Annotated in this window: 12 protein-coding genes; 7 read left to right on the top strand and 5 right to left on the bottom strand. The window is 70.7% G+C overall.

All coding sequences use genetic code 11. From position 1 onward, the window contains the following. Positions 1-110: 110 nt before the first annotated feature. A complete protein-coding gene (locus QOZ89_RS04460) occupies positions 111-1,406 on the bottom strand; it encodes a hypothetical protein (protein ID WP_312623029.1) in 1,296 nt (431 codons plus the stop codon). After that, the gene (locus QOZ89_RS04455; RefSeq protein WP_312623116.1) at positions 1,403-2,458 is read right to left on the bottom strand and encodes a helix-turn-helix domain-containing protein; all 1,056 of its coding nucleotides are present in this window, start codon (positions 2,456-2,458) and stop codon (positions 1,403-1,405) included. The genes QOZ89_RS04460 and QOZ89_RS04455 overlap by 4 nt, the downstream gene beginning before the upstream one ends. Before the next feature lie 510 nt (positions 2,459-2,968). Here QOZ89_RS04455 and QOZ89_RS04450 point away from each other — a divergent pair. Then, entirely contained in the window at positions 2,969-3,277 is a 309-nt protein-coding gene (locus tag QOZ89_RS04450; protein ID WP_312623028.1) for a hypothetical protein, read from the top strand. A gap of 452 nt (positions 3,278-3,729) precedes the next feature. Here the strand turns inward: QOZ89_RS04450 and add are convergent, their stop codons facing one another. Together add and QOZ89_RS04440 are read right to left on the bottom strand one after the other, a co-directional pair. Beyond that, entirely contained in the window at positions 3,730-4,830 is a 1,101-nt protein-coding gene (gene add / locus QOZ89_RS04445) for an adenosine deaminase (protein ID WP_312623027.1), read from the bottom strand. 215 nt (positions 4,831-5,045) lie between these two features. Then, the gene (locus QOZ89_RS04440) at positions 5,046-6,494 is read right to left on the bottom strand and encodes an 8-oxoguanine deaminase (protein WP_312623026.1); all 1,449 of its coding nucleotides are present in this window, start codon (positions 6,492-6,494) and stop codon (positions 5,046-5,048) included. Positions 6,495-6,679: 185 nt separating this feature from the next. Here QOZ89_RS04440 and QOZ89_RS04435 point away from each other — a divergent pair, with 185 nt between their 5' ends. After that, positions 6,680-7,489 (top strand): TrmH family RNA methyltransferase, encoded by an 810-nt coding sequence (locus QOZ89_RS04435; RefSeq protein ID WP_071046209.1) that lies wholly within the window; start codon positions 6,680-6,682, stop codon positions 7,487-7,489. Positions 7,490-7,664: 175 nt separating this feature from the next. Here the strand turns inward: QOZ89_RS04435 and speB are convergent, their stop codons facing one another. Then, entirely contained in the window at positions 7,665-8,735 is a 1,071-nt protein-coding gene (gene speB / locus QOZ89_RS04430; protein WP_312623025.1) for an agmatinase, read from the bottom strand. A 226-nt stretch (positions 8,736-8,961) separates the two neighbouring features. Here speB and QOZ89_RS04425 point away from each other — a divergent pair, with 226 nt between their 5' ends. The 5 genes from QOZ89_RS04425 (at position 8,962) to QOZ89_RS04405 (ending at position 13,843) form a co-directional block, all read left to right on the top strand. After that, complete coding sequence (locus QOZ89_RS04425) at positions 8,962-9,375, top strand: DUF2752 domain-containing protein (protein WP_241841402.1); 414 nt, start codon at positions 8,962-8,964, stop codon at positions 9,373-9,375. A gap of 143 nt (positions 9,376-9,518) precedes the next feature. Beyond that, positions 9,519-10,361: an ABC transporter ATP-binding protein gene (locus QOZ89_RS04420; protein WP_071046181.1), complete on the top strand. Its 843-nt coding sequence runs from the start codon at positions 9,519-9,521 to the stop codon at positions 10,359-10,361. Positions 10,362-10,640: 279 nt separating this feature from the next. Then, a complete protein-coding gene (locus QOZ89_RS04415) occupies positions 10,641-11,126 on the top strand; it encodes a hypothetical protein (RefSeq protein ID WP_071046180.1) in 486 nt (161 codons plus the stop codon). A 600-nt stretch (positions 11,127-11,726) separates the two neighbouring features. Next, the gene (locus QOZ89_RS04410) at positions 11,727-12,446 is read left to right on the top strand and encodes a pentapeptide repeat-containing protein (RefSeq protein ID WP_397428681.1); all 720 of its coding nucleotides are present in this window, start codon (positions 11,727-11,729) and stop codon (positions 12,444-12,446) included. A gap of 29 nt (positions 12,447-12,475) precedes the next feature. Further along, positions 12,476-13,843 carry an ABC transporter substrate-binding protein gene (locus QOZ89_RS04405; RefSeq protein WP_083417963.1) on the top strand — a complete coding sequence of 456 codons (1,368 nt, stop codon included), beginning with the start codon at positions 12,476-12,478 and terminating at the stop codon, positions 13,841-13,843. Positions 13,844-13,994: the final 151 nt, after the last annotated feature.

Raw genomic sequence — 13,994 nt, 5'->3', positions numbered from 1 at the left:
TCACTCTGATCATCATTGATCGCTACGACCGCGCCATCGTACACACGAGTCCCGGGGCGGCCGACGGCGACCCGCCGCAAGCCAGGCCATGTTGGGCGTCTCCGGCGAGCCTAGTCGAGCCCTAGGAAGCCAAGTGCCAACCCCATGTCGTTGAGGCGCGGCAGTGCCCCGAGCCGTCTTGCCCAGGCTCGCCGGTCGTGATCGAAACGGGTCAGATACTCCGTGCAAGCATCAGGAGTCACGGACCTCAGTTGCCGCTGGGCGGCTTTGACGGTCTCTGTCGCATCGGGTGCAAATTGGCTGTCGCTGGTGCCGAGGCCGGCTCGGATCTCGTGGAGGAGTGCGCTTCTGGCTGCGAGGAACTGCTTCCAGTACTTGGTCGTTGCTACGCCGGATATGCCGAGGTGAAGGCTGGCGAGCAGTCCCTCGGCCAACACGTCACCGAACTCTTCGTACCTGGCTCTCTCGGGACGGAATGGATTGTATTCACGCTGTCTTACGAAGCCTACGCGGGTGATTCCGGATCGCTGGGTCTCGCGAAGCAGGAAGAACCAGTCCTCATTGTATATATTCGGGAAGAGCGAAAGCTCTCCTGAGCAGTTGACGCCCAGCGCGGACCCGCTGGCGAAGACGTTCTGTTTCCCGCCCGCGAGCCGGAGCGAGTGGCAGACGGCTGAGTTGTCCTCGGTCGGCAGACTGTCCACAGGGCCCTCGGGTGATTCGACGAGGAAGCAGGATGCTCGGTTCGAGTCCAAGGCGGCACTGGCTCGCAGAAGGCCGCCCGGGTCGATGCCATATATGTCGTCGTCCATGAAAGCGATCTTCCGCCATCCGGAGAGCCGCGCTATCAGAAGACCGAGGTTCCGCTTCAGACTGAGGTCCCGAGGAACAGGCGTCGGTGACAGCCGCATGAATACTTCCGCCGACGTGGAGAAATCAAGTGTGGGATGCCAGTACCCGGGTGGGATGTCGATCGCGGTGACATCGACCCGGGTGGTATCGAGCCGTGCCTGAACCTCGACGGCGCGGGCCTCTCGGCTACAGAGAACAATCAGACGCCGGCTGGCGCCCGAAGCGATCTGCGCCGCGGTGTCGAGATGCTGTGCGGGCCGCACAGTCGGGACGATGACGGCGTCGAGCAGGTCAGCCGAGTCACCGGTGGCTGGTTCGTAGACCTTGAGGAAATTGCGATGATCAGGGAAGTGATGGACGCTGGTGCCGTTCGCCGGGGCGGGGATCCCGGCGTCGTACTCGGCGACCGGGGAGCGCCTGGCCTGCGCCGCCTGGACGCTGCCAGGGGCCTCCAGCCCCGAGCCGTGCTGCCGTCGGGGCCGGTCCGCGCACTCGCCGCGATGGCCCTCGGCTCTGGTAGAACGGCTCCCACCTGTTTGCCGTGGCCGTGTCACGCTTTTTCTGACCACTCGTAAAGACGGTTTCTCGGATTGCCGATCTCCGGTGTTACCGTTTTCGAAATGTTGATAGGGACCCGGAACAGCACGCCATAGCTGACCGCGTCTCCGAATCTCTTGGCCAGGTATTCCTCGTTGCGGTCGCGCAGCGAAGGGTTGATTAGCATCCGTACGGCGCCGAGTACGCCCCTTGAGTGCACACCGTTGCAGATGGTGAGAGTTGTTGCCGAGTTGTACGGGTTCGGGAAGCGGGCGAAGAAGCCGACGTCCTCGACGACGCCGAAAGCGGCGTTCCTGGACGTCTGGGGGACGTATCGTTGCGGCGGGTTTCCGTCCGCCGGGTCGACGACGAAGATCTCGCCGTCGGGGAACGCCTCGTCCTCGACCTGTTGCACCGGCAGGTTGTCAAGGAGCGCCAGAAAGGACCCTGTCGTCTGGTTCCAGCCGAGCCCGCCGACGACGACCACATGATAGGAGAGGTCCGCGTCGGACATGTCGTCGGGCTGCAAGAAGCGGACGTCGGTGCCTGGGTTCTCCGCACGGATGTGGCCGAAAAGCTCCACCATCGCGTCGAGGTCGGCGTAGGTCAGCAGCCTGGTGAAGTTGGGGTTGGTCGCCTGGGCGAGGCTGGAGACGTCTCCCATCGGAATCTTGCCGCACACGAGGCGGACCGGTGTGTCGTCGGGAAAATCCCAGGTACGCCGACGGCCCTGCGCCCGGGGCGACACGCCGCCGTCGCGGAGCCGTCGCAGTTCCCCGAACAGAGAATCGCGTTCCTCTCGCTCCTCGGGCAGGAACTCGTCCTCACTCAGAACCCGAAGCTGGCCGTTCGAAAGAGAACGAGGCGTAGCGAAAAACGTCGCGTAGAGCCAGAGCTTGTCGTCGCCGGGCGCCGCCTGGCCCGTCTCGTAGCTCGATATCGTCGACTCTCCGACATGGAGAATCCGGGCCAGGCTCACCTGGGTCAGCTGCCGTTGCCAGCGTCCGGTCCGCAGTTCCTTCAGGCGCCGAGCGAGGGCCGAGGGAGTTCGCCGTGGTCCAGGAGCCACGACCACCCCCCCTCCAAGGCGATCTCGGTGGAGTCCATGGTAGCCCAACGTGGCTTGCTGAGGTTCCAATCGGACGAGCAGGCCATCGGCGGACCGGCGGTGCAGCGCCGAGGGCTGGACGTTGAACGGCGGGTGCCCACCCGAGCACCGTTGGACCTCGGCTTGGAGCCCGTGAACTCCGTTCGGGAATGGATGGGCCTTGGCGCGCGGCCACCGCACTCTCCCCGGGAACGGTGACGCGTGCGAAGAATTGGCCTCGTGGTTGGCGGGGTAGTTGCGCTGTGTACTCAAGTTGACGTCAACCTGCCGGTATCAGCGGGAAATCGGTGGGGGCCGGACCGATGACGTCGCCGCGGCTTGGCCGCGGACTTGGGAAGCCTTCGGAGTGCCGACATGGAACCGCATTGAGGACGCCCATCGCGGCGGATGGCATGAGCGAGCGCCGCCTCGCCGATTTACAGCTCCTACCGACCTCGAAGCACTAGTCCACAAGGGAGGACCAAACCTATCGTGAACACTCCGGATCTCGGTCATCTGGCGGCCGGTTATCAGACGGCGCAGTCGCAGGGCAACGGGGGCGGCATGACCTTGGCCATCGTCGTAGTCATTGGCCTGATCGCACTCATGACCGGTCTCTCTCGGCACATCCGCACGCTGTGGCAACTGGCGTCGACGTTCATCGAGCCGATGATCGCCGCGATGAAGGCGCTCGCCCTCGTAGCCTTCGTGATCATTATCGTGGTCGCCGGGTTGGTCTGGACGGCCGATGACGGCACCTCTGCGGCGTCGCCGCCTGTAGTTACCGATCAGGTCGACTGACGCCGATGCGCCTTGTGACGGCCTGCCCTCAGCGGCGAGGGCAGGCAACCGGCAGGTGCTCTCGACCTCGGCGGCACGCGGTCGGCGGCGGCCGATGGTGACGCGGGTGCGTGGGGCGCGCTCGCCTTGTCGCCGCGGCCGACGGTCTAGGGTTGCCTGCGAGGCGGGGATGGATCTGACCACCTGCGGTTTCTCCCGGGCGGGGCCGCTTGGGAAGGGCTGGACGCGTCCCGTCGGAGCGAAGCCCAGGCGACTGTTTAGAGCAATGGCCAAGGCGTTGTCCTTGGCGACTCACAGGGACACCGCGGCCCGCTATCGAGGCAGTCGGAATTGGGTCGCAACCGCGAGTTAAACACCAATTTCGCCTGCCCCGATGGCGTCGCGGCCGGACGACGACGTCCTGACCAGGCGCCGGCTGGTCATCGGCGGGCGCGCCTCGGTTGAGCGGGTGGTCAGGCGGACGTCGGCAGGCGGGCCGAGAGGGCCGCGGCCTCCGTGGAGACGCGGGTGCGCAGGGCGCGTTTGGCGTCGGCGTCGAGCCAGGTCGCCTCGACGCCGTCGAGGGCGATGGTGACCATGTCGTCGAAGGTGTAGCCGAAGGCATCGGCGACCGAGGCGTACTCGTAGCCGAGGTCGAGGTCGGTCATCGCCGGGTCGTCGGTATTGAGCGTCGCGAGCAGACCGGCGGCGCGCATGGCCGGGTAGGGATGGTCGGCGAGCGCGGGGAACGCGTTGGCGATCCGGATATTGGAGTTCGGGCAGACCGTGAGCGGGATGCGCTCGGCCGCGAACCGACGCACCAGCTCCGGGTCGTCGACCAGGGATAGCCCGTGGTCGATGCGCTCAGCGCCGAGCACGTCGACCACGGCGGCGATCGCCGACGGGAGCGAGTTCTCGCCCTGATGACCCGTCAACCGGAACCCGGCCGCCGCGGCCGCCCGGTAGGCCTCGGTGAACGACACCGGGTCGACGCCGAGCTCGGTCGAGTCCATCCCGACGCCGAGGACCCGTTCGATGCCGGGCGCGCCGGTTCGGCGCAGCTCGGCGAGATCCGTCACCATTCCGAGGCCCGCGGCCGGGCCGTACGCGCGGTCGATGTCGGCGATGAGCATCGCCACCGAGCCGGTCTCCGCCTCGGCCGCCGCGATCCCCTCGACCAGGCCGGCGACCACATCCGCGAGGCTCTGGCCGGCGGCCAGGTGGCGGGCGGGGGTGAAGAAGATCTCCGCGTAGACCCGGCCGTGCGCGGCGGCGTCGACGACGCTCTCATAGCCGAGCCGGGCCCAGTCGTCACGTCCGCCCAGCGTCGACTGCACCAGCCAGAAGATCGACAGGAACTCGTTCAACGAGCTGTAGGAGTACAGCTCGTCGAGGTTCTCCGTCGGCAGTGCCAGCCCATGCCGGCGGGCCAGCTCGAGGACCGTCCCCGGCCGCATCGTGCCCTCGACGTGGCAGTGCAGCTCCACCTTCGGCAGCAGGTCCAGCGCGGTGGCCAGGTCAAGCGGCTCCGTACCGGCTGGGCCCGCCGTGCCCGCTGTCGTGCTCTGCTCCATCTCAGCGCCTCCGCGGCTGTAAAGATCTCAACCGAGCATGACCTGTGGGGCGAAGACCAGCGCCTTCGCCCCCACAGGTCATGTTCACATCTCAGGCGGGATAGCGCGGAGGGCCCAGCCGTGGGGCGCGCCGGCGGCTGTGACGAGGACTCGTGGCGCGTGTCGGCCAGGTCCGAGCTGGCAGGGCCCAGTCAGGAGCGGGCCGGCAGGGCCAGTCAGGCGCGCGACGCGACGGCGGGGACGGGCCCCGCGTCCTCGACGGCCGCCTGGATACCGGTGGCGATTGTCCGGTGACGGGCGAGCATCTCGTCGACGCCCGGGTGTGTCGGCGTCCCGTCCTCGACGACGAGGCGGCCGGCGACGACCGTGTGCCGGGTGGCCACCGGCCCGCAGCGCAGCCACGCCTCGATCGGGTCCGACAGGGCGCCGGCGAACGCGACACCCGTCAGCGGCCAGACGACCAGGTCGCCGACCGCGCCGACCGACAGCTCGCCGATCTCGCCGACCCGCCCCAGGCAGCCAGCGCCGCCTCTCGTCGCGATCTCGAGCGCGTCCCTGGCGGACATCGACGCCGCGCCGTGCCGCAGCCGGCCGAGCAGCATCGCGTTGCGCGCCTCCATCCAGAGCGACGCCGAGTCCGCCGAGCTCGACCCGTCACACCCCAGGCCCACCGGCACACCGGCGGCGCGGAACTCGCGGATCGGGGCGAGGCCGCCACCGAGGATCATGTTGCTGCTCGGGCAGTGCGCCACCCCGGTGCCCCACGCGCCCAGCCGGGCGACCTCCTCCTCGTTCGGGCAGACGCAGTGCGCGACCCAGGACCGGTCGCTACCCCAGCCGACCTCGGCGAAGTGGTCGATGGGCCGGCGGCCATAGACCGAGAGGCAGTACTCGTCCTCCTCCGGGTCCTCGGCCAGGTGGGTGTGCAGCCGGACGTCCAGCCGCTCCGCCAGCTCGGCCGTGGCCTTCATCAGCTCGGGGCTCACCGAGAACGGTGAGCAGGGGGCGAGCGCGATCCGCACCATCGCGCCGTGCGCCGGGTCGTGATGCGCGGCGACCAGCCGGGCCGACTCGGCGAGGATCTCGTCCGCGTCCTGGACGACGGAGTCCGGCGGCAGCCCGCCGTCCTTCTTCGACAGCGACATCGAGCCGCGCGTCGGGTGGAAGCGCATGCCGAGCTCGCGGGCGGCGGCGATCTCCGCCGAGATCAGGTCACCGCCGCCCTTCGGGTGCACGTAGAGGTGGTCCGTGGTTGTCGTGCAGCCACCGAGGGCGAGCTCGGTGAGCCCGATATACGCCGAGACATGCACCGCCTCCTCGTCCAGGCGCGACCAGAGCGGGTACAGCGTGGTCAGCCACTGGAAGAGCGTGCCGTGCAGTGAGGGGGCGAAGGCCCTGGTGAGGTTCTGGTAGATGTGATGATGGGTGTTGACCAGCCCCGGGGTAACCAGGCAGCCGTCGGCGCGCAGCACGCGCCTCGCCGGCGGCTCGTCACCGGCCGCGCCGACGCCGCTCACCAGCCCGTCGGTGATCGCCACCCAGCCGCCGGGCAGCTCGCGGCGCTCGGTGTCGACGGTCGCGACCAGCTCGGCTCCGGCCACCAGCAGGTCGGCCGGCTGGCCGTTCGGGGTGGCAGGCGAGGGGGAGTCCGGGTGCGCGGTCATGAGGGCCGATTCTGCTGGCCTGGGGTTACGTCCATATGACGGCAAGCAATCCGCGGCGGCCGGCCACTCCGCCGAGCCCGTCAACGTCGACCGTCCCGGCCACCCCGTCAGCCCCGCCCGAACCGGTCGCCTCGACGGCTCCGGTCGCCCCATCAGCCCCGGCGGGTCCGGCGGCGTTGGCGATCGTGCCGATCGACGACCCGGCCGACCCGCGCGTGGCCGACTACGTCGCCCTCACCGACGTCGCCCTGCGCCGCCTCAGGGAGCCAGCGGAGGGAATGTTCATCGCCGAGGGCGAACGGGTGATCCGGCGGGCGCTGCGCGCCGGCTACCAGCCACGGTCGGTCCTGGTGTCGCCGGCTCGGCTCGACGCCGTCCCCGCCGAGATCGGCCCGGACGTTCCCGTCTACCTCGCCGGGCCGGAGGTGCTCGCCGAGATCACCGGCTTCGAGGTGCATCGCGGCGCGCTGGCCGCGATGGCGCGTCATCCTGCCCGTGACGCCGCCGAGTTGCTTTCGTGGGCACTGCGTGTTCTTGTCCTCGAGGACCTGGTCTCGCACACCAACCTGGGGGCGGTCTTCCGATCGGCCGCCGGTCTCGGGATGGACGCCGTGCTGCTCAGCCCGCGCTGCGCCGACCCGTTGTACCGGCGGTCGGTGCGGGTCTCGATGGGCGAGGTCTTCGCGGTGCCCTATGCCCGCCTCGACCCCTGGCCGGCGAGCCTGGGCACGCTCACGGAGCGCGGCTTCGAGCTGCTCGCCCTAACCCCGGCCTCCGACGCCACCGACCTCTCGGCGCTGCGCCTCGCGCCCGACGCCCGCGTCGCCGTCCTGCTCGGCACCGAGGGCGAGGGCCTCTCCGCCGCCGCGCAGGCAGCCGCCAGCCACCGGATACGCATCCCGATGGCCGCCGGTGTCGACTCCCTCAACGTCGCCGCCACCGCGGCCATCACCTGCTACGCCCTCGGCCGCCCACCATCCCCGCCGCCCGGCTAACCGCGCCTCACGCGCGTCGCCCCCGCAGCACCTGGGGATCCGGATGTCCTGTCAGACGTCAGGGCTACGAAACGGTGCTGGTCGTGGCTCTGACGTCTGACACGATTCCCCGTGACGTCGGACAGGATGAGCGCGCGGCCGCACGCGGGCATGGGCGAACGTTGCCGGTCACGGGTTAGGGGGCGGTTCCGGGCAGGTCCGGCATGCCCCCGGCGGCGGTGCGGCGGCGGTGGGCGAGGGCGGCGAAAACCTCCATCGCGACGCGGTGGGCGCTGTTGACGGTGGCGTCGGCGTGGTCGAAGGGCGGGGAGACCTCGACGATGTCGGCGGCGACGAGCGGCGTGTCCAGGGCGATCTGGCGGACGGCCCGCAGCAGGTCGGCCGGGTTCATCCCGCCGGGCTCCGGAGTGCCGGTGCCGGGCGCGAACCCGGGGTCGAGGACGTCGATGTCGACCGAAAGGTACAGCGCCTTGCAGCCGTCGACCGCCTCGGCGATCGCGTCGGCGATGACGGCGCGTGAGCCGCGGTCCCAGACCTCGTGCATCAGGTGCCAGCGCAGGCCGTTGTCGCGCATCCAGGCGAAGACGTCCGGCGGCGGCCAGTAGCCGCGCAGCCCGACCTGGACGAAGTTGCGGCCGCGGACCGCGCCGGATTCGATCAGCCGGCGCATCGGGGTGCCGTGCGAGGCCAGGTTGCCGTCGATGATGTCGGCCGTGTCGGCGTGTGCGTCGAAGTGCAGCAGGCCGACCTCACCCCAGCCGACCGCCTCCGCGACGGCCGTCGCCGCCGGCCAGGTGATCGAGTGGTCGCCGCCGAGCACCAGCGGGAAGATGCCGGCCCGGGCGACCTCGTGAACCTTCGCGCGAATGTTGGCGTGGGATGCCTCGGTCAGTCCATGCGGGCAGTGCGCGTCGCCCGCGTCCACCACGTCGAGCCACTCGAAGATCTCGATGCCGAGGTCGAGGTGGTAGGTGCCGGGGTCGTAGGCCGCGGCACGCAGCGCGCGCGGGCCGAACCTGGCGCCCGGCCGATGCGTTGTGGCGATGTCGAAGGGGGCGCCGACGACGGCGACGTCTGGGCGGCGGGCGAGCAGCTCCGCCTCGGACTCCAGCCACGGCCGGCCGCAGAACGTGGCGAGACCGGCGTAGCCAGGCCCCTCGGGATTGCCCGCGGCGGCCTCCCGCGCCGCGTAGGGCGGCACTGGCCTGCCCGCGGCCCCGAATGCCTCTTCGGCCCCGTCCGTCACGTCCCCGTCCTCTCCGTCGCCGTCTACGCTGGTCAGTATGAGTCTGGCGGACCAGCCTGGCCCCTCGGCGGCCGCGCCGCCTGTCCTGTCTGTGCCGCCTGTGCCTGTGCCGCCTGTGCAGTCCGCACCAGTCGGACAGACCCAGCCGGACCAGCTGGCTCAGCCCGCTGGCACCGCGGCACCCGTCCCGGGCCATGGCGGCGCCGGCGCCTTGCCGGGGTGGCCGGTGCGCCGCTGGTCGCGGCGCGCGCGGCTCGGGGGCTACCTGGGTGTCGCGGCGCTCGCGGTGGCGGGCTCGACGATGATCTATTTTGTCGACCCGGCCGAGCCGGGCCACTACCCAACCTGCCCGTTCAGGCTGGTGACAGGCCTGGACTGCCCCGGCTGCGGGTCGATGCGCGGACTGCACCAGCTGCTGCACGGCCACCTCGGCCACGCGGCGAACTACAACATCCTGCTGATCGCGGCCGCGCCCTGCCTCGTGGTCGGCTGGACGGTCACCATGGCCCGGCTCCTGGGGCTGCGGGTCCGGCTGCCGCGGATGCCCCCGGCGCTGTACAGGGCGATCCCGGTGCTGGTCATCGCCTTCTGGATCGTGCGCAACACGCCGGGGCCCATCGGCCACTGGCTGCATTCGTAGCCGGCCAGGCGCCGGGGCCTGTCGGCCCGCATGAAGCCGTCGACGGTTGATCACCGTGCCCGCTCGGCGGGGCGCTACGATCCGGCACCTTGGCCGACTTCGCTACAGTTCGGGCGGATGTCGCGGGGACCCTGGGGGTGAGAATGGCGCAGGGCATGGGCCGGCACGCCGGTGAGGTCCAACTGATCGGGCTGACGCATCACCATCCCGGGGCCTCGGCCGCGGCGGTGTCCGGCGTCGACCTCACCGTCGCCCCCGGCGCGTCGCTCGCCCTGGTCGGCCCTGCCGGGGCCGGCAAGACGACCGTGCTGCGTCTGGTCGCCGGGCTCTGTGCCCCGAGCGAGGGCCACGTGCTGCTCGGCGGGGCCGAAGCGGCCGACCTGCCGGCCGCGCGCCGGCACGTCGCCGCCGTGTTCGGGCGCTACAGCCTCTTCCCGTTCCTCGACGTCGCCGCGAACGTCGCCTTCGGCCTGCGGGGCGGCGCCCTCGGGTCGCGCGCCCGCGCGCTCGCCACCCCGTCGGGCCAGGCGGTCGCGGCTCGGCGCGTTCGGGAGGCGCTGGAGCTCGTGCGGATGGGTGACTACGCTCGCCGCCGGCCGCCGCAGCTGTCCCCGGCTCACCAGCAGCGGGTGGCGATCGCCAGGGCGCTCGTGCTGCGCCCGCGGGTGCTGGTGCTCGACGAACCGCTCGGCACGGTGGACGACGAGGACCTGCGCGTCCGGCTGGCCGACGACCTGCGCGCGTTGCACCGCCAGCTCGGGATCACGCTGCTGTACGCGACCAGGTCGGCGGGTGAGGCGTCCGCGGTGGCCGACCGCGTCGCCGTCCTCTCCGACGGGCGCCTCCTGCTGGAGGCCGAGCCAGCCGAGGACGCGGCCGCGCGGCCGCGCGGCGAGGACCCGGCCGCGGCCGACGAGCAGCCGGACGCGGGACGGCGGATGCTGGCCACGACCGACACCCCCGAGGCGGGCGCGCCGGCGGCCTGAGACCGTCGTTGGTTTTGGCTGTCGCCTTTGGCCTTTCCGTTTGGCTTTCCCGCCCCCCACGCCCGTAACCGCTGATCATGGCTCTCCCTAGAGCAAACCGTTCATCGATAACGGCCGCCCGTTGCGCTGGAAACCCGGCCCTCGGGCTGGGAATCGGTGGGAAGCCGATTACTGTGGTCAACGCCGGGAACGGGCGAGGCAGCACCCGAGTGCGCGACGTCCGAGTGAGCGGGGGGAAACACCACCGGGGCCCCGACCCAGACCCACCGGGAGGCAACGATGACCGAGCCCGCCGACTACGCGCGGGACGCGTTCGACTCGTCTGGCGTTCTCGACGACGTGCCGTTGACTGTCGAGGAGAGCCTGGACAGCGACGACCTGGGTGACACGGACGCGGGTCTCGACCCTCTCGACGACAGCTGGGACGCCCCGGACCGGCCGAGCGCCGAGACCCGGCATCGGCCGACGGCCACCGAGGGGCGGGCGGGGGCCTCGCTGGACGACCAGCTGGCCCAGGAGGTCCCGGACGTCGACCCTTACCTGGAGGCGGAGCGTTCCGAGTCGGGCCTGGTCCTCGACGACGACGTCGAGGGGATCAACACGCCATTCGGTGAGGACGGCAGTGGCTCGCGGCTGACCGGGCTGGTGGCCGACGACGCGAGCGGCCCCGGCGGCGACGTGCTGACCGGCCGCCGGACGGAGTACCTCAGTGATCGGGAGACGTGGCCGCTGGCCCCGGAGGAGGACGCACTCCACCTGGACTAACCGACCTGGACTGACCGACCGCCTGGTGTCGGCATCGCCGCGGGGTGGCTCCGGCGGTGAGTCGCGAGGCGACGCTGGCGGTGACCGTGCGGCGGCCGGTGCGCTGGGTGGAACCCTTCCCCTCCGTGATCGTCGGCGCATAGAGGTCAGTGTCCGTGACGCAGGTTCGTGACGCAGAGTAGCTAATCGTGGGCTGACGGGCGCCGACGGGTCGGCGGCGCGCGCCGGAACGAGCACGCCGCGCGGGCAGTTCCACCCCGCTTGTCGGCGAGGCACGGATAACGTATAGCGTCCGCTTCGTGGCTACTGTTGCGGACCGGATTCTCGGCCATCTGACCGAGGTCCCGGCCGGTTTGGACGACGGCAGGCTCGCGGAGGCGATCGGCGCCAGCCGCAGCTCTGTCAACAACGCGTGTCGCAAGCTCGCCGACCAGGGACGGCTGGTACGGATCGTCGGCCCCGACGGCAAGATCCTGAACCGGGTCGCGCAGGCCGCGGCGACCGCTCCGAACGGGCAGGCCGCCGAGGCGCCTCCCGCGGACGCGTCCGCGGCCGAGGAGATCGTCGCCGCGCTCCCGGCCGCCGAGGCCGCCCCGGACGCTGACGGCGAGGCGGCCGACGTCTCGCAGATCCCGGCCGCGCGTCAGGGACCCGACGACGTGCCCGGCATCCCGGCGGCCCGCCTTCCGGGCGACGACGAGATCGCGCCAGCCGCGCCGCCGGCCGAGGAGGCCACACCGGCCGCCGAGCCGGTCGCGGAAGCCGCCGAGCCGGTCGCCGAGGCCGAGCCCGTGGAGCAGGCCGTCACCGAGACTGACGCGGTGCCAGCTGACGCGGTGCCAGCTGACGCGGTGCCAGCTGACGCGGTGCCAGCTGACGCGGTGCCAGCTGACGCGGTGCCAGCTGCGGCGCCCGAGCCGGAGCCCGTGGCATCGGCCGAGCCAGCGGCCACCGAGCCGGCGGCTCCCGCGGAGGAGCCGGTCGCGCCGCCCGTGGAGGCGACGCCCGAGCCCGAGCCCGCGGCGGCCACCGAGGCCGAGGTGGCCGAGGCGGAGCTCATCGTGGATTCGGGCTCGGCTGCCGCGGAGGCCGACGACAGCGACGTCGAGGACGTCGAGACGTCCACCGAGCCAGGCCCGCCCGCGCCCGCCTCGACCTCCGGCGCTCGGCGGCCGTGGTGGCGGCGCCTGCTGCCACTGCGCTAGGCGGTCCAGTCCGGCTGGCCTGGCCCAGCCCGCGAGATGTCTCGCGCGCCGCGCAGGTGTGAGCCGCGTCCCGACTGGCTGGCGCCGGCGGGGTGTCGGCACGGGATTAGCGTGACAGCGTCACGGAACTCACCAGGGGAGAGCATGTCCATCCGAGCCCGAGCGCTCATCGCCGCTGTGGCGCTGTCGTCGCTGGCATTGACCGCCTGCGGCAGCCGGGTCCACAACGCCGGGGACGACAACGGCGGCACCGGCGCCACCGGCGGCACCACGCAGGGGGCGTCCGCCAACACGGCGTCCGACACCGGCGTCACCCCGACCGACATCAAGGTCGGCGTGATGGCGGCCGCGAACAGCCCCCTCGGCGCGGACACCTTCTCGGCGACCACGTTCGGCGCGCAGGCCTACTTCCAGGCGCTCAACGACGCCGGCGGGGTCAACGGCCGGAAGGTCACCGTCGAGCCCTGCGACGACAAGGGCACCGGCGACGGCAACGTCACCTGTGTCCACGACCTGATCGACGACAAGAAGGTCTTCGCCTTCGCCGGCACGACGTCGTTCGACTACGCGGGCGCGCCGTACGTCAGCCAGAAGGGCGTCCCCGACGTCGGCGGCGAGCCGGTCTCCGGAACCGCCTACTACCAGTACCCGCACCTGTACTCGATCTACGGTGGCTTCGGCTACCCGCGGGACGGCAAGGCGCCGGGCTACAACGGCAAGCTGTACGCCGGCACCGAGAACTACCGCTGGTTCAAGGAGAAGCTCGGCGCCAAGACGGCGGCGGTCGTGTACTTCGAGATCGGGCCGTCCAAGCAGTACGCGGACTCGATCGAGGCGGGCCTGCAGAAGGAGGGGTACAAGGTCGTCAAGGAGTCGATCAACCTCGGCCTGCAGAACTGGGACGCGGCCGTGCTGGACATGAAGCGCCAGAACGTCGACCTCGTCTTCGACGCGCTGACGGCCGATGCCAACGTCTCGCTGTGCAAGTCGATCCAGGCCCTGAACATGCCGCTGAAGGCAAAGGTCACCACCACGCAGAGCTGGACGGACGCGGCTGGTGAGGCCTACCTGTTGACGCCGACGTGCCTGAACAACCTGTACGCCATCAGCCAGAGCCAGAACTACAACAACGTGAGTGACCCAGAGGTCAAGAAGTACCGGGACGCCATCGCGAAGTACTACCCGGACCGGGTCAGCAAGATGAGCATGTGGATGTTCGAGGGCTACATCTCGGCGATGTGGCTGACGGACGCGATGAAGTCCTGCGGAGCGGACCTGACCCGCAAGTGCGTCGACAACTACATGAGCACGACGACCTATAACGCGAACGGCCTGCTCATCCCGCACGACTTCAAGGTCGTCCCGACTCCGCCGACGACCCACACCGGCTGCCTGAACGTGGTGCGCTGGACCAACAAGGCCCCGACCGGCAAGGCCGGCTGGACGTCTCAGACCGACGACATGACCAAGAACTGCTTCAACGTCCCGATGTTCAGCTTCAACGCCGGCTGACGGTTTCACTCGGCTACAGACGGCGCCCCGAGGGTCGTCTGTAGGGATCTTCAAGGGGCGCTGGCTCCGGCGGACCGCCGCCGAAGCCAGCGCCCCTTGGTGTTCGGCTATCTGGCCGCGCGGATGAGCGTGACGCGGCCCTGGTAGGTCA

The organism is Pseudofrankia coriaricola (genome assembly GCF_032027725.1).
In the GTDB taxonomy this organism is placed as follows: Bacteria; Actinomycetota; Actinomycetes; order Frankiales; family Frankiaceae; genus Pseudofrankia.
Note: the sequence above shows the minus strand (reverse complement) of the source record. Positions and strands in the feature narration are given on the sequence as shown.